This window comes from Allobosea sp. UNC402CLCol (assembly GCF_000745475.1).
In the GTDB taxonomy this organism is placed as follows: Bacteria; Pseudomonadota; Alphaproteobacteria; order Rhizobiales; family Beijerinckiaceae; genus Allobosea; species Allobosea spartocytisi.
In genome coordinates, this window is the sequence record NZ_JQJJ01000003.1 from 46,172 (window position 1) to 62,143 (window position 15,972).

At 61.2% G+C, this 15,972-nt stretch carries 10 protein-coding genes and 2 pseudogenes; 4 read left to right on the forward strand and 8 right to left on the reverse strand.

Annotation, left to right across the window (positions count from 1 at the left end):
- Positions 1-785: 785 nt before the first annotated feature.
- The 5 genes and pseudogenes from GY40_RS01290 to GY40_RS01310 form a co-directional block, all read right to left on the reverse strand.
- A complete protein-coding gene (locus GY40_RS01290) occupies positions 786-2,021 on the reverse strand; it encodes a CapA family protein (RefSeq protein ID WP_038358035.1) in 1,236 nt (411 codons plus the stop codon).
- 98 nt (positions 2,022-2,119) lie between these two features.
- Complete coding sequence (locus tag GY40_RS01295; RefSeq protein ID WP_038358037.1) at positions 2,120-3,799, reverse strand: dipeptide ABC transporter ATP-binding protein; 1,680 nt, start codon at positions 3,797-3,799, stop codon at positions 2,120-2,122.
- Positions 3,789-4,670 carry an ABC transporter permease gene (locus GY40_RS01300; protein WP_038358039.1) on the reverse strand — a complete coding sequence of 294 codons (882 nt, stop codon included), beginning with the start codon at positions 4,668-4,670 and terminating at the stop codon, positions 3,789-3,791. The genes GY40_RS01295 and GY40_RS01300 overlap by 11 nt, the downstream gene beginning before the upstream one ends.
- 13 nt (positions 4,671-4,683) lie before the next feature.
- Positions 4,684-5,652 (reverse strand): ABC transporter permease, encoded by a 969-nt coding sequence (locus GY40_RS01305; RefSeq protein WP_038358041.1) that lies wholly within the window; start codon positions 5,650-5,652, stop codon positions 4,684-4,686.
- A 10-nt stretch (positions 5,653-5,662) separates the two neighbouring features.
- A pseudogene (locus GY40_RS01310) lies at positions 5,663-7,156 on the reverse strand (ABC transporter substrate-binding protein); the annotation flags it as partial.
- Between the two features lie 286 nt (positions 7,157-7,442).
- Here GY40_RS01310 and GY40_RS01315 point away from each other — a divergent pair.
- Complete coding sequence (locus GY40_RS01315) at positions 7,443-8,369, forward strand: LysR family transcriptional regulator (RefSeq protein ID WP_051987409.1); 927 nt, start codon at positions 7,443-7,445, stop codon at positions 8,367-8,369.
- Between the two features lie 234 nt (positions 8,370-8,603).
- Here GY40_RS01315 and GY40_RS27870 read toward each other — a convergent pair.
- Positions 8,604-8,919: pseudogene (locus GY40_RS27870) on the reverse strand (transposase); the annotation flags it as partial.
- A 70-nt stretch (positions 8,920-8,989) separates the two neighbouring features.
- Positions 8,990-10,825, reverse strand: a complete 1,836-nt coding sequence (locus GY40_RS01320; RefSeq protein ID WP_248311067.1) for a putative bifunctional diguanylate cyclase/phosphodiesterase — start codon at positions 10,823-10,825, stop codon at positions 8,990-8,992.
- Positions 10,826-11,929: 1,104 nt separating this feature from the next.
- On the opposite strand from GY40_RS01320, the gene ligD reads away from it, so the two are divergent.
- The gene (gene ligD / locus GY40_RS01325) at positions 11,930-12,991 is read left to right on the forward strand and encodes a non-homologous end-joining DNA ligase (protein ID WP_038358043.1); all 1,062 of its coding nucleotides are present in this window, start codon (positions 11,930-11,932) and stop codon (positions 12,989-12,991) included.
- Between the two features lie 142 nt (positions 12,992-13,133).
- On the opposite strand, the gene GY40_RS28425 is transcribed toward ligD, so the two are convergent.
- Complete coding sequence (locus tag GY40_RS28425; protein WP_282568273.1) at positions 13,134-13,259, reverse strand: hypothetical protein; 126 nt, start codon at positions 13,257-13,259, stop codon at positions 13,134-13,136.
- A gap of 298 nt (positions 13,260-13,557) precedes the next feature.
- Here GY40_RS28425 and GY40_RS01330 point away from each other — a divergent pair, with 298 nt between their 5' ends.
- Positions 13,558-13,767, forward strand: a complete 210-nt coding sequence (locus GY40_RS01330) for a cold-shock protein (protein ID WP_038358045.1) — start codon at positions 13,558-13,560, stop codon at positions 13,765-13,767.
- Positions 13,768-14,245: 478 nt separating this feature from the next.
- Entirely contained in the window at positions 14,246-15,379 is a 1,134-nt protein-coding gene (locus GY40_RS26345; RefSeq protein ID WP_051987410.1) for an MlaD family protein, read from the forward strand.
- Positions 15,380-15,972 lie beyond the last annotated feature (593 nt).

Here is a 15,972-nt window from a genome sequence, read left to right on the forward strand (position 1 = left end):
TGTTGGGCGGCTCGTCGAAGCGCAGCTCGAACTTCTTCGCCGCGGCGGGAAATACGCCGGAGATCAGGCCGCGGATGGCAAGCGCGTCAGGTTGCTGCAGCCTTGGCGCTCAGCTTCTCGACGATCGGACGCACGAAGGACGGGATCACGCCCTTCTCGATCAGGCTCTGCGCGATGAAGCGTGCAACCAACGGCTTGTTCCGGCGCGGAGCCATCCCAAGAGCCGCTCAGGCCTCGGCTTCTAGCTTCGCATAGAACCGGCTTCCATCGCATCGAGCTGCGCACCGTCGTTCGATCGTTACGCCAACTCGGGCTATGGGCACGGACGTTCTCGCATTTCAGATGCCGGAAATCCGATATGAATACAGTTCAAACGACCATCTGCGCCCTGAAGGCAGCAGCCCACACGCTACGATCCTGTAAATAGATGCGGTATCGGGAGAGAAGACCGTCGTGGTCTACCCTTCCCATCAGCTTATCCGTTTTGACCGAAGCAAGCTCGGGTGTGAGACAGCGGCCCCATCTCCCGCCAGTTGGTTCGCCAAGCGACGCTCTACCTCGATCTTTATCGTTGCGCCGATCAATCGCTTCAGGGGCCGATCGGGAGACGTCCGAAGCCAGACACGGCCCGCCCACTGCAGAAAGCCGTCACGAGCGACCCATCGTTTGGCAAATGGCACGACGGCACGGAGATTGTGGCTGCCGTATGCGTGACGGCATCGAGATCGATTTCGCACCAGGTGGGGCGCAGGAGCAAACAGGTCATCGTCCAGATGCTCCATCGCTCAGAGACGAAGAAGGCCGACGCCGTTCCCGATATCGATCCGCGTCCCGAATTTCGCGGAATAATCCCTGAAGCGACTAAGAATCCGGTCCGCATCGGCTTCGGAAGCGAGTTCCGGTGCCAGGCGTTGTTCCAGGATATCATTCGTGGCGGACTCGCTGCCGCCGATGACGACTGGATGGAAGGAGATGCCGGAGAGCTCGCCGCTTTCGCCGAAGGAGCAGAGGCCGATCACGCTCTCCCATACTTCCCGGGCCAGCCATGGCGATTTCTCGGATCTGACGTGGAAGATGAAATTGCCGAGGCTGTAGAAGATCGGCCGACCGCGATAGATCTCAACGGGCTGAAGAACGGGCGCGCCGTGGCTGACGAACATGGCCGCACCGGCATCGATGCAGGTCTTCGCAACGGCCCCGACCCAATCGGGAACCTGGTACCAGTCCGGCGCCCAGTGATGATGATGCAGATAGGCGATGACGAGGTGGCCTTGCTCGGCCGCCGCCGCGATGGTGGCGGTGTGCTGGGCGATGTCGCCGGCATCGATCTTCACATGCCGGCCGAACCTGTCGGAACGCCTGAAGATCGCGCGGGCGATGCTGATCTCGGTTTCGGGATCGAGGTCTGGCGCATCGTCGGGCTGGCTGTCGTTGCGGAGATCCATGATCGTGTAGCCGACCTTGTCGCGGACCCTGCGCAACTGGTCGAACGCATCGGCATCGACATCGACGACCTTGCTGAGTTTCAGGCGGTTGACGCCCGGACGCTCGGGACGCCCGTTGACGGAATCGCTCGCATACATGAAATCGGGCCCCGGACCGCCATCCATGGCCACGAGCGCCACCTTGCGGCCGGCGAATGCTCCCTTGGCTGCCCGGCCCGCCGCCGTGTGATTGCGCCCGATGCCGGCATGCAGGAAGCCGCGCCTGTCGACCTCCTCCAGAGTCGACAGAATACCGGACGGCCCCAGATCGAAGGCATGATTGTTCGACAGAGACAGCGCCTGGAAGCCGAGCTCCTGCAGCGTGTCGAGCACGACCGGCTGGCTGCAACCGAAAACTCCTCCCTTCAGCGGCCATCCGCCATGGCTCCCGAGGATCGTGCTTTCGAAATTGGTGAACGGCAGGTCGGCGCGGCCGAGCACCTCCCGGACGCCCCGGAAGCCCGGCTTATCCACGCCGCGGATATCGTGCTTGATGAGCGACTGCCCGGTGACGGCGATCGTGAACATGTTCGTCATGACAAAGCTTCTCCTGCGCCGCGAAATGCCGCAGCGTGAAACGAGGTTGGTGGGATGCTAGGAACCGTTGCGAGCGGCGCTTCGGACTTGTTGCCGCGTCAGTGCGTGAAACGCCGGGGACGCGCGTCGATCAGAGTTCGGGTGTAAGGGTTTCGTGAATGGGCGAAGATGAAGTCCGCTGGGCCTTTGTCTTCGATCTTGCCGTCCTTGAAGATGTAGATCGCGCTGCAGAGCTGCTGCACAAGCGCGAGATCATGTGAGATGAAGAGCATCGCGATGCCCCGCTCGGTAACATTCTCCCGCAGGAGGGCGACGATCTCCGCCTGAACGGAGACGTCCAGCGCCGAGGTCGGCTCGTCGGCGACGATGATCCGTGGGCTGGCGAGGAGCGCGCGCGCGATGCAGATGCGCTGCTTCTGCCCGCCCGACAACTGATGCGGATATCGGGCGAGCAGGCTGCGCGCGAGCCCGAGCCTGTCCATCATCGTGGCTACGTCCGGCCGTTCGCTCCCTGGCCTGACGGTGCCGAAGCGGACGCTTTCCTGCAGTGTCGCGCCCACCGACATGCGCGGGTTCAGCGATACCGCTGGATCCTGGAAGATCATCTGGACCTTGCCCAGCAATCCGTTGCGCGCCCCGGAGCGCGCGATATCGAAGGCGGTGCCGTCGATTTCGAGCGTGCCGTCGCCGGCGGTTTCCAGGCCTGCGATGATCCGGCCCATCGTGCTCTTGCCGCTGCCGCTCTCCCCGACGATTCCGGTGATCCCGCCGTGCTCCAGCGCGACGGTGACATCCTGCAGCGCAGGTTTCCCGTGTCCCTTGGGGAACCAGGCTAGCGAGCGCCTGTGAAAGGTTTTCTTGATGCCGCTTGCGAGAAGGATCGGCGGCGTCCCCGCAAGCTCATGCCGCGCCTGCGGCTGCGGGCTTTTCGGGTTCTCGCCGGCTTCCTGCCGCGTTTCGGGATCGGACAGCCGTAACCGCGGTACGGCCGCAAGCAGGCTGCGTGTGTACGGCTCCCGGGGCGCATCCAGGAGTGAGGACGTCACCCCGTGCTCCACGACCCGCCCGTGCCGCATCACGACGACCCGGTCAGTGATGTCGGAGACGACCCCCATGTCATGTGTCACGAGAACAATCGACACCCGGGTTTCATCGACGAGCTCGCGCAGGAGGTTGAGGATCTGCTTCTGCACCGTCGCGTCGAGGGCGGAGGTCGGCTCGTCCGCTATGATGATGTCGGGAGATCCGGCCAACGCGATTGCGATCACGACGCGCTGGCGTTGTCCGCCGGAGAACTGGTGAGGATAGCTGTGATAGCGCTCGCCAGCGTCGGGGATGCCGACACGGATCAAAAGGTCGATGGCGCGGATGCGCGCGTCCTGGCGCGAGATGCCGTCGTTCGTGGCGCGGATCGTCTCTTCGAGCTGAGGGCCGACTGCCATCAGCGGATCGAGCGATGCGGTATGGTCCTGGAAGATCGCGGATATCCTGCGTCCTCTGATCCGTCCCCACGACCGGCTGTCCGCGGCGTCGAGCGCCTCGCCGTCGAACAGGATCGTGCCGCCCATCCTATCGAACTCGGCCGGGAGCAGGCCGAGGATGGCGTTGCCGAGCGTCGACTTGCCGGCTCCGGACTCGCCGATCAGGCCAAGAACCTCGCCACGATGAAGATCCAGGCTGACATCCTGCAGGATCGTCGCCGCACCGGACTCTCCCCGATGCTTCAGGGTGAGGTTTCTGACGGCCAGCAGAGGCGCCAGCGCACTGTCATGCGTCATGGGAACGGCTCCTCGGATCGAGGCTGCGCCGGACGTCCTCGCCGACGAAGTTGATGCTTGCGATGAGGCCGAACAGCGCCAGGCCGGGAAACAGGCTGATCCAGTATTGGCCGGTCAGCAGATACTGAAAGCCGTTCGCCACGGTGGAGCCGAGCGAGGGCTTGTCGATCGGCACCCCCAGGCCGAGGAAGGAGAGGGTCGCTTCGAGGGCAACCGCATGCCCGAGTTCAATCGGGAGCAGCGTGATCGCCGGCGCGATGCTGTTGGGCAAGATATGCCGGAAGATGATCCGCCCTGTGGGTAGCCGCAGCAGCCGTGCCGCATCGAGGTAGGGCTTGCCGATCTCGCTGAGGGCGACGCCGCGCGCGATCCGCGCATAGGTCGCCCATTGCACGATGATGATCGCGAGGATGATCCGGTCGATGCCCGGCCCGAGTGTGACGATAGCGATCAAGGCCACGAGGATAGTGGGGAGGCTGAGCTGGAGATCGACGATACGCATCAGGACGGCATCGACCCATCTGCCGAAATAGGCCGCGCTGACGCCGATGGTGACGCCGATTAGCGCCGCGATCGCGGTGCTGGTGACGGCGACGACGAGGCTGATGCGCAGGCCGTAGAGGATGGTGCTAATGATGTCCCGCCCGAGCCCATCTGTTCCCAGAAGATAGACATAGCCGCCGCCGCTGCTGGTTCCGGGAGGCGATGACGCTTCCCATCCGAAGATCTGCAGGGGATCGTAGGGGTTCTGGGGGGCGATGGCCGGCGCGGCGAGCGCCAGCAGGACATAGGCGGCGAGCACGAGCCTCGCGAAGCCGGCGCGCCCTCGTTCCGGGCGCTTCCAAAAAGCGCGCATGATTGCAGCTTTCATCGGATCGCTTTCATCACGACAGGCGCACGCGCGGGTCGAGCACGGCGTAGAAGAGATCGACCAGGGCGTTTAGCCCGATGAAGGCGACGGAGACGAAGGTCAGGGTCGCCATCACGACCGGGCGATCGAGAAGCTGGATGGAGTCGATCAGCAGCTTACCGATGCCCGGCCAGGCGAAAATCGTTTCAACGACCACCGCGAAGGCGAGCATCCCGCCGAACTGCATGCCGATCATCGTGACGATCGGGATGCTGATATTTGGCAAGGTGTGCCTGAACAGGATGCGCCGGGATGAGAGGCCCTTCGCCCGGCAGAACCGCACGAAATCCTGGTTCTCGACCTCGGCCGTTCCCGCCCGCGCCAGTCGCGCGATCAGCGCGACATTGGGGATCGCGAGCGTCAGGGCAGGGAGCGCCAAGTGGCGCAAGCCGTCGAGCGTCGTGAAGCTCCATTCCTGGCCCATCAGTAGGACAGTCGGACCGCGCCCGCTCGACGGAAACCAGCCCATCGCGACCGCGCCGAGAAGGATCAGCACCATGCTCAGCCAAAAGGACGGGATGCTCAGTGCGAACACGCTCGCCTTGAGGACGGCACGGTCGATCCATCCGCCTTGCCGGCGGCCCGCCAGCAGGCCGAGCAGCGTGCCGCAGGGCGCGGCGATCAGCATCGCCGTCGTCGCCAGTTCGAGCGTGGCGGGCACCTTGCTCATGACCAGTGCAAAAGCCGGCAGGTGATAGATGTAGGACGTCCCGAAATTGCCGGCGAGGACGTTGCTCATGAAGCGGCAGTATTGCCACCAGAGCGGCTGATCCAGGCCGAGCGCGATCGTCGCGTTGCGGATGTCCTCGGCGGTGGCCGTTTCGATATTGACGACGTTGTAGACGGGGTTGCCGACGCTGTGGATGCCGGTGAAACCGATCACCGACAGGGCAAGGAGGACGAGGAGAGCTTGTGAAAGCCTTCCGACGATGGCGCTCGTCATGGCCGTGCCCTCACTGTCCCGCCGGGACGGCCTGCATGGCAGTCGTCAATCCACGTGGATGAACGGCATAAGAAGCTACCTTCTGCCCGTACCCGGTGATCAGGTGGAAATGATAGAGCGGCAGCATCGGATAGTCGGCCATGACGAACTCCGTCGCAGCCGCGAGCGCGGCGCTGCGCACCGGACCCTCCTCGATTGTCTTGGCCTTCGCCAGCATCGCGTCGAATTGCGGGTTGGAATACCTGCCGTAGTTCAGCGAGCCCGTGCCCAGCTCGACATTCGGGGATGCGAGAAGCGCATCCAGGCAGAACGTCACGGCATCACCCGAACAGCCACCGTACCAGGCGGGATAGTCGCCCTTGGCCCGCTGCGTGGCGAAAACCGAAAACGGAGAGACGACCGGCTGGGCGCGCACGCCGATCCGCGCCCAGTTCTGCGTGACGGCCTGAAGGGATTCGCTGTCGCCGGGATAGCGCCCGGCAGGCCCCGCCAGCACGACGTTGAAGCCGTCCGGAAAGCCGGCCTCAGCCAGGAGCGCTTTGGCGGCGCCGTAATCCGGCGCGGTGACTTTGAGATTGGGCGAGGTTCCGGACAGGCCGCTCGGAAAGATCTGAGAGGCTGCGGTGCCGTATCCAAGGAGAATCTTCTCCGCGATGAAGGAGCGGTCGGTGGCCATGGAGAGAGCCTGACGCACGCGCTTGTCACGGAAGGGGTTCTTGATCGGTTTGCCGGATTTGTCGGTCACGCCGGGAGCGGTTTCCCGCTCGATGTCGAATTGGAGAAAGTTGGAGCGAGCGGCGCTGGCGCTTTCGACCTTCAGGCCGCGTTGCTTGAGGCCGGGAACGTCCCGCGCCGGGATGGAGTCGGCGACATCGACATCGGCTGTCGTCAGCGCGGCAACGCGCGCGGCGGGACTCTCGATCACCCTGAAGGTTACCTCGGTCCAGGCGGGTACCCCACCCCAGTAGCTGTCATTTCGCGTCAAACGGAAGATTTCGCCGGATTGCCAGCTCTGGAATTTGTAGGGGCCAGTTCCGATCGGGCGAGCTGCGGTATTCAGTTCATCGGTCGAAGCAAACCCGTCCGCCTTGTGCGGCATGATGAAGATCGCGGCGAGCGACAGCGGCAGCGTCGGGGAATCGGTGTTCGTTTCAATAACGACGGTCAGTGGGTCCGGTGCCGTGACGGATTTGATCACCTTCGCATAGGACCGATAGCCGCCGCTTGGCGGCGTCAGGAAATCGCGGATTCGCGTGAGCGAATAGATCACGTCCCGGGCAGTGAAGGGCGACCCGTCATGGAAGCGGACCCCTTCGCGCAGCTTGAACTCCCATCGCGTGTCGGAGAGCCGCTTCCACGAGGTCGCCAGGCCCGGCTGAGGATCGAGATGCTCGTCCTGGCTCACCAGGCGCTCGTAAATATGTGACAGGAGGGAGTTGTTCTCGTTCAGGTCCGCATAATGGGGATCGAGCGTCATCAGCTTATATGAGGTCGCAACCCGCAACGCCTGGGCCGCTACGGGTCGTGCCATTGTCGCGATGCCGGCAAGGACGCTCGCCATCAGGGCGAGCCGAAGGCAATAATAAGACAAGTGTTTCAAGATGATGCCCCTCACTCTTTTTCGCCCCATCGCCGCTGCCGATGCCGCGCCAGCCGGCAGAGATCCTGGGGAGCGCTCTGTGAGGAACAATCGGAGACGCGTCCGAACGGGTCAATTTATTAAGTTTCTGCAAAGCTGATTAGCTCTGCTAATATCTCTCGGCGGTCTTGGCAGATTTCGGGAGAACCAAATGAACGACGTCGCCCGCTTGGCCGGCTCGATTGGATTGAGACCTGCGCAGATCTTTCGCGAGATCATCAGGGCGGGCTCGACAAGACGCGCCGCGCAAGTGCTGGGCGTGACCCAATCAGCCGTCAGCCAGCATCTCAAGCAGTTCGAGGACGCGGTGGGCGAGAAGCTGTTCGTGCGCGATGGCCGCGGCCTGATCCCGACGACGAATGCGATCGAGATCTACAACCGCATTGATCGCTATTTCGAGACATTGAGGCATATCGAAGACGAGCTCCTCGATTCATTCTCGGCGACGCGCAATACGCTGACGATCAGCGCGCCGCATATCACCTGCCTGACTTTTATCCCGAAGCTCGCACTGGAGCTGGACCGAGCCGACAGGACCCTGGAGCTCCATGTCAAGGCGCAACGGTATGACCAGATCGCCCATAGCCTGCTGACCGGCGAGGCGGATCTCGGCATCTCGCGGCTGCCCTTGGACGAGCGGTTTTTCCAGTGGCTGGAGATCGCTGAAGTTCAGAATGTCTGTGTCATGCGTGCAGATCATCCGCTGTCGCAGAAAGAATTCATCACCGAGGGCGATCTTGTTTCCGAGAAATTGCTCTCGATCGAGCGTCAATATGCGGCAAATCCGCTGGGATCGAGAGTTTCGGGTCCGCGGCGAGACGCTTCTGTGGCTAATATCTATGTCGATTCCGTCGGGTTGGGTGCCTTGTATATCGCAAATGGGCTCTGCGTATCGGTTGATAACGAATTCAACGCGAAGCAGTATGAAACACTGGGAAACGATCTCGCGATTATCCCGTTCCGCCCAACCGCAACTTACCGCTATGTGGTCTTTTGGCGTCATGGAAATGAGAAAGGATCGAACTATGCGGAATTGGTACGATATTTGTTTATGAAAGAATATTGTCAGAGCCGATAGCTTAATATCGCTGACTTTATACTTTTGGCGTCAATTCGGAGCCGCAAGAAATCATGGGCTCTATATCATTTTGCGGTGCCTCTGCTAAATTGAGCTAGTGCCCAAGCATGCTGGCAATGTCCGTTTTGCGCCTTCACGCCAACTTCCGCTTCTGGCGCGCCAAGCTGCAGGCGGCTCGCATTCCGGTGGTATCATGCCGAACGCCGCCGCTGTGATGATCTCGTCTGCGGTTTTGAAGTTTACGCATTCGGCTGAAGTGAAGTCGACGGTGGGTCCGATCGCGTCCCATAGGGCGTCGATCGAACGTTCGGCCCTTGCTGGAAGCAGGGCCTTGAGCTCGGCGAAGTTGTTCGGATTGCACTCCGGCGAATAGGGCGGCAGGAACAGGAGTCTCGCGCGGCACTCTCGATCGCCTCACGGCCGCCGGCCGCTCGTGGGCCGGCAGGTTATCTCTGACGACGAAATCGCCCGGCATCAGCGTCGGGACCAAAATCTGATCGAAAACGGAACCATTCATCGCTCCGTCATAGACGAATGGAGCCGTCATGCCCTCTGACGAGGCAATTTAAGTTCATTGCGGGGTTCTCGCCCGCCCGCGGGACGACCACCGAGGGGAATAGCTAGTGCTGGCTTGCAAGGCAGCCTGCAGTCGCATCTCTCTGTTGAGGTATCCGTTGAGCAAACCGCTTCAATAGGCCCGTCGCTATCTCGTGTGGCACGGCTTGCGCGAATAAGTAGCCTTGGCCGAGCTCGCAGCCGACGCTCGTCAAAAGGGCTGCTTGGTCTTCGTTCTCGATGCCTTCGGCGATAACCCGGATGTCGAGCTTGCGGGCGATATCGATGAGACCTTCGACGATCGCCAGGCTCGGATCCCCTTGGGCAAGACGGTCAATGAAGGATTTGTCGATCTTGATGATGTCGATCGGGGCCGTGAGCAGATGAGTGAGCGACGCGAACCCGGTGCCAAAATCATCAAGGGCCACGCGTAGCCCATATCCGCGCAATGCCTTGATCTCGCGAGCGACCACCGGATCGTGCTGGCCGAGATAGACGGACTCCGTCACCTCGAGAACAATGTACTTTAACGGGACGTTGTGCCGGCCGAATGCAGCTTGGAGGCGGGAAAAGAGTGTTCCGCTGTGAAAATCGGCCGACGCGATGTTGATGCCTACGTGCTGCAGTGGGATACCCTGATCCAGCCAGCAGCGCACATCCGATGCGACGGCTGCCATCATGCGTTCAGTCAAACTCGAAGCGACGCTAACATCCAAAGTGGCCTGATGAAATGCCGCCGCCGAGACAATTTCTCCGGTCGGCTTCCGCAGGCGACACAGCGCCTCCAGCCCGACGATCGCGCGCGTGTCGAGCCGCAAGATGGGCTGATAGAACGCGTCGATCCTGCCTTCGCGCAGGGCCGCGTCCACGTCGCGGATCACCTCGATGCGGGTCGTGATCGCGCTGCCCATTCCCGGCCAGTACAGCACGAAACCGCCACGCCCGGTTTCCTTGGCATGGTACAGTGCTAGGTCTGCGTGCTCGCGCACGATTGTTGGATCACCGTCGCCTACTGACAGCACCGCGCCGCCGATCGTTGCTCGTGGCAAAATCATGTGCCCACCGCACTCGGCGGGCACCGCCAGGGCCTGAAAAATCCGAACCGTCGTGCCCTCGATGTCAGCAAGCGCATCGGCTGCCTGAAGGATCACGGCAAACTCGTCACCTCCCATGCGGAACACGTGATCCGGCAAGACGCACTCGCTGACCCGACTTGCCACGGTCTGCAACAGCGCATCGCCGGCGGCATGACCAAAAGTATCGTTGATCGTCTTTAAATTATCGAGATCGATCAGCAGCAAGGCCCAGGCGCCCGGCTCCGCACAGGAGAGGCGCTCAAGTGACACGTCGAAACTCGCTCGGTTCGGCAGATCAGTCAGCGCATCGACAAAGGCCCGACGCTCCCGCTCGGTGACGCGCTGATCGCGTTCGAGGGCGATGGCGCATAAGGAGGTACAGGATGCAACGATCTCTTTCTCTCGTGGAGAAGGACCGCGTTTCTCCTTGAAGTAGAAGGCGAAGGTGCCTAGCACAGCTCCGCTCGCGTCGAAGATGGGGGTCGACCAACACGCTTGGAGTCCTAAGGCCAAGGCCGGTTGCCTGAAGTCCGTCCAACGTGGATCGGTTGCGATATCCGCCACAATCGCAGTGCGGAGATAGGCCGCAGTGCCGCACGAGCCGACCTGCGGCCCGATCATCAACCCTTCGAGCCCGGCTGAATACTCATCAGGAAAGTTGGGTCCTGCTAGGGGATGCAACAATCCCCCGCTATCCACGCGCAAAACCGAACACCAGACGTCCGGCAAAAGCAGCTCAATCTCACGACAGAGGCGGTCGGTCGTCGCTTCCAGCGTCGCGCCTCTCGCAATCATTTCCAGGATATTATTTTGCAACTGAAGCACGACTGGCAATGATCTCAGAAAAATGACCCCCGGCGTCCGTTATACCCCTTTGATGTAAACCGGCGGTGATGAGGCATGCGTTACGCTAGCTTAACAACGATACCGGCATTTTAGGCACCGGTCGCCTGGGACCGCATCAACACGATTGCGCAGGATCCAGCACCTCAGCGAGTTGAGACCGAATTTCATGGTACGGCAATCTCACGGATCACCGGGAGATCGCCCGCTTCTATCGCCGGTTCGTGACCGCGATTGCCGCGGCCAAAATCTGAAGAAGCCAACCGATGGGCTCGGACCGCACCGAAGCCACACCGTCTCAAGCGCGGCGAGTTTGTTCTGAAGAATATTTGCACAGACCTGTGGCTGACGAAAGCGCCGAGGTTTTGCTTTGGCAAACTCTGTTCACATCGAAACACTTTCTTCTGCTCCGGTGCTGTTATTTCGGGGCGAGCATCCGGCGGCGGCCGGTCCCGCCTCTTTGGCTGTAGAACGTAGGACGATCTCGGGAACTCGCCTGGAAGCAATTTTGGCACAAGCGATTGGGACCCGGTCTGCCGAGTCTGCCGTCCTCTCCCCGTTGTCAATTGGGAGGCTGCACGATCTGAGGCGGGAAACTGATCGAAGCACCCACGGAAATGAGAATAATGCCGGCGACTGCCAGCCAGACCCAAAATTCGAGAGGAGGCTCGGTGCGCTTCATCCGCTAGAAATCGCGGCCGCGAAGCCTTGTTCCGCGAGTTAGTCCTCGCACCGCGTCAGCAGCTTGCCTTCCGGCGTCGTGAAATAGCATGCGTCCTCGTAGTGGAGGGGAGTGCCATCCTCCAGCGAATAGGAGACCGTGGATAGGCCGGGCTTGTTTTGCCAGACGATGATCATAAAGCGGACTCCCTCAATATCCTGGCACTGTTCACGATAGAGCTCGCGGCGGGTGGTCGGCTGGCGCCGAGACGGCACGGCGTGACTTGGAGGGGTAGCCATGCGGACACCTCACGCGAACCACTGATGGCCATTCAACCATTCTGCACGCTGGCGGGTTCCGCTAGGGAACGATTCGGCCTGCCGTCAGTTGGCGACTCGTTTCGTTGCGGAGTCGCATGGATGGGTATGCGTCGCGTTCTCAGGGCCGGGCCGGGTGTCGATACCGTGAAGGGGCCGCTCACCCGGCGCCGGAAGCCCGAACGTGATCTGTTTTCCGATCCGATGCCCGAGCGCGTCGAGCCCTGTTTGGCGCTGCTGAAGGACGAGGTGCCGGCCGGTCCGGATTGGGCCTTCGAGGTGAAATGGGACGGCTATCGCTTGGCGATCCACATCGTCGGCAAGCGGGTCCGGATCATCACGCGCGGCGGCCATGACTGGACGCCGCGCTTTCCGACGATCGCGTGTGATGCGCTGAGCCTTGGCGTGGACAGCGCCATCCTCGACGGTGAGGCCGTGGTGCTCGACAAGCACGGTACTTCCGATTTCGGCGCTCTGCAAAAGGCTCTCGGTGGCCGCGGCGGCAAGCGGTTGGCCTCGGAGGCAGTCCTTTATGCCTTCGACCTGCTTTATCTGAACGGCCATGACCTGCGCCCGATGCCGCTGAGCGATCGGCGCGAGATGCTGGAGGATCTCCTTCTGGCCGAGCCTCATGGCTCGATCCGGTTGAGCGAAGAGATCGACGCCGATGGCGGTCCATTCATGAAGCTCGCCTGCGAGATGAAGCTTGAAGGCATCATCGCCAAGCGCCGCGATGCGCCCTACCGATCGGGACGCGGCGGCGATTGGCTGAAGATCAAATGCAGCCGGTCGGAGAGCTTCGTCATCGTCGGCTATGAACCGTCGACGATCGCCGTGGGCGGGATCGGCCAGCTGCTGCTCGCCGCGAGGCAGGGCGACCACCTGGTCTATGTCGGCGGCGTCGGCACCGGCTTCACCGTTGAAACTGGCGCAGCGCTGCGCAAGGCGATGGACAGGCTCATTATAGGGAAGCCGGTGATCGACATGACCGGCCGCAGGCGCTCCTATCGCTGGATCACGCCCGCGCTTGTCGCCGAGATCCAGTTTCGGGGCTGGACCGATGACGGCAAGCTGCGTCACGCCTCCTACAAGGGCCTCCGAGAAGATGCAGACGAGGCGACGGTCTACGAGATGAAGCCGCAGCGACCGCCGGTAGATTTGGACCGATAAGTCTGTCGACCGCCGCGAATGATCTGACCGCTTCGGAACCCGGCATCCTCGTGCTAGTTCATGGCCTGCGCCCGTCGCAGCACCCCTTCGACGGTCGCGGTGCAATCCTTGCCAGGGTGACCACCAGAAGCGAGCCGGCGTTTCACCCCAGCCGGCTCGCTTCTTTTCGCCTTCGATCGGAGGCGTCAGCCCGCTCGAGCGCAGCGCTCATGTCCAGCTTATTGAGATGGCGCACCGCTAATAGGAGGCGCGAGATCAGTTCGATCATCAACCGCTGCGTCCAAACGAACGGAGAGTGGTTGAGAAACGGAATAATTGCTCGTCTGAGACCACTGTCGGCAGCATAGCTAAAATCGCCGCCAAAAAAGAAAATGCGTATCCGAGAAAATATAATTTGGATCTTCGGGCGAGTTGGGCTAGGTATGTCTTCATCGAGATTGCTTGGACGGCCGTTGTTATTTTCGCGCTTTGGCGCGACTCTGATGAACTCCCCCTTTCGAAATCGTTCTGAACTCGCCAGACATTTTGTCGGCGAGCGACAGGTCTTGCCAAAAGGAGGGTTTCTTATGACCACCGGCACAGTGAAATGGTTCAATTCCACCAAGGGTTTCGGCTTCATTCAGCCCGACGACGGCAGCCAGGATGTGTTCGTGCACATCTCCGCCGTCGAACGCGCTGGAATGCGGGACCTGCAAGAAGGCCAGAAGCTTGGATACGAAGTCGCCCGCGACAATCGTTCCGGCAAGATGGCTGCGGAACAGCTCCAGACTGCGTGACCTGGCAATTGCTGCTGTTGACCACGGATGTACTGGCATCAGCGACGATAGCCACTCGAAAGGCCGGGCATTTGCTCGGCCTTTATTGTTTTTAATCTAACCGCAAATGGAAATCATTGTGATCGAACTATCAAAGCAGCGCCTAACAGCCGACAATCAGTTCTTGAAGATCCAGACACGATCCCTGTCTCACGCAAGGATTGTCTCCGAAACGGAGAGGCTGACTCAGCAGCGATCTGACAACATGATCAAGCTGCGCGGGCTGCGCCTGGCAAAAGAGGCCTCCGATAGACGGGCGGCGCTCGCAGCACCAGTCAATTTGAAGTCACGGCGCCGAACCGGATTCAAATGACGGGAACCGTCATCCTCGGCTGCATCGATTATTCTCTCGTGGAGTTTGCGGCGATAGCCTACGCTCCGGAATCGCCAGTCGTAGACCGTCGGGCGCTTCGACCGGCAACGAGAGGCAATTCGCGTCATGGAATCGCGAGCGAGTCACGCGCTGATCGGGTTGCTCACGCTTGCCATCGTCGCGGGACTTCTCGGCTTCACCTTTTGGTTTGGCAGCGGCACAACAGAGACCGTCAACGTTCGCCTGGTCTTCAATAGCGATATCTCAGGGCTCGGCCGGGGTTCCAGCGTGCTGTTCAATGGTCTTAAGGTCGGCGAGGTCACACAGGTCGAGATCGAGCCCACCAATCCGCGTCAGATCAACGCCACCGTAAAGGTTTCTCGTTCGACACCGTTACGAGCTGACACGAGCGCCCGCCTCGAAGGTCAGGGCTTGGCGGGGGTGGTCGCGGTCCAGCTTCGTGGGGGTGACCCCAGCGCGGCCGCATTGCTCCCGGCAGCAGGTCGATCGCTGCCGGATATCGCCGCCGAACCCTCCGAGGATATCATCAAGAGAGTGGGATCAATCGCCAGGAACATTGATGGCGCGCTTGTCGGGATCGAGGGCGCTATCAACAGCAATGCGGGGCCTATATCTGCCTCCATAGCAGAGGCGGAACGGTCCACTCGCGCACAAGCCGAGTATATCGGCGGCCTCGACAAGCTGATGAAAGGCATCGAAACGACCGCCGAATTCATTGGTCCGCTTCCCGATAAGCTCCAGGCTTTCAGCGATGGAGTGCTGGACAATATTCGCCCTATCGACCCGGGTCGTGTTGCTCGCGTGATTGATGATATCGACAAGTTTTCCGCCGGGCTCGGCGCCGCAGCCCCAGAGGTCAGCACGGCAATAAAGAGCGCCGCATCGACAACGCAGAAGCTCAACACGGCGGCAGACCAGTTCGACAGCGTTCTCAAAGGCGCCCAGGCTTATCTCGACGCCGCCAATGGCGAGAATGGGCGCAAGCTCCTCGAGGAGGTGACCGACTACGCCAAATACCTGCGCGAACTAGCGAGGACTTTGGACACGCGCTCAGCAGCGCTAACGGTTCAAATCGCTCGTTCTACGGCCTCCGGATTGCAAAGTCTCGGCAAGGTCACGACAGATAGTCAACATTGGCTTGCCCGATTTATGCGCTCGTTGCACGAAGTGAATCAGAATCCGCAAGGTCTGCTATTCGGCAACCGCGGCCGGCTGCCTCAACACAGGGGCTCGCGTTAGTACCGCGAAAGCAAAGTCAGCTGGGTAGCGGTAACGCTTCATTCACCACGATACCCGGCATTTGGCTCAAATGCCGCATTTCTGCGGAACGGACCCGGCAGGCTCGGATTGTCTCGCTGTCACAGGAGAGCAATCCGATGCGGTACCATCTCCCTCTGGATTTCTGGCTCTGGCTTGCGGTCGCCTTCAATGTGGCTCTTTCCGTCGCGGCCTGCGCGCGCGCCGCATCGGTTGACTGAGGTTCATTTGGGCCGATCAGATATTCCGATCGGCTTTGAAAGCGTCCAGGGGCGGCGGGGCAAGTCCACCGTCTCTTGAAGGAACCTTAGCGCGAGCTATGTGGTTGTCAGCGTGGCATCCTCGGATGCCTGCATGCTCTCCAGTTGGATGCGTCGCCGCGGATGTACCGGCCGCACCCGACAGGAGGGCAAAGCCAGTTCCCCGGGGACGACCGGACCATCCACGTCCTGGCCAATAACCGAGCTTGGCGAAAGCCAGCCCACTGGGGTTCATCAGGTCTACGGCTCAAATGGGATTGTAGTCTTCATGCCCCGCAAATCCGGGCGCTTGGTTGATATTGCCTCCTGAATGCG

What these genes read in the sequence shown, in the direction of transcription:
- GY40_RS26345 (WP_051987410.1), top strand. Translation starts at nt 14,246, where the DNA reads ATGGAATCGCGAGCGAGTCACGCGCTGATCGGGTTGCTCACGCTTGCC.
- GY40_RS01305 (WP_038358041.1), bottom strand. Translation starts at nt 5,652, where the DNA reads ATGACGAGCGCCATCGTCGGAAGGCTTTCACAAGCTCTCCTCGTCCTC.
- GY40_RS28425 (WP_282568273.1), bottom strand. Translation starts at nt 13,259, where the DNA reads ATGATCGAACTGATCTCGCGCCTCCTATTAGCGGTGCGCCATCTCAAT.
- GY40_RS01330 (WP_038358045.1), top strand. Translation starts at nt 13,558, where the DNA reads ATGACCACCGGCACAGTGAAATGGTTCAATTCCACCAAGGGTTTCGGC.
- ligD (WP_038358043.1), top strand. Translation starts at nt 11,930, where the DNA reads ATGCGTCGCGTTCTCAGGGCCGGGCCGGGTGTCGATACCGTGAAGGGG.
- GY40_RS01290 (WP_038358035.1), bottom strand. Translation starts at nt 2,021, where the DNA reads ATGACGAACATGTTCACGATCGCCGTCACCGGGCAGTCGCTCATCAAG.
- GY40_RS01295 (WP_038358037.1), bottom strand. Translation starts at nt 3,799, where the DNA reads ATGACGCATGACAGTGCGCTGGCGCCTCTGCTGGCCGTCAGAAACCTC.
- GY40_RS01300 (WP_038358039.1), bottom strand. Translation starts at nt 4,670, where the DNA reads ATGAAAGCTGCAATCATGCGCGCTTTTTGGAAGCGCCCGGAACGAGGG.
- GY40_RS01315 (WP_051987409.1), top strand. Translation starts at nt 7,443, where the DNA reads ATGAACGACGTCGCCCGCTTGGCCGGCTCGATTGGATTGAGACCTGCG.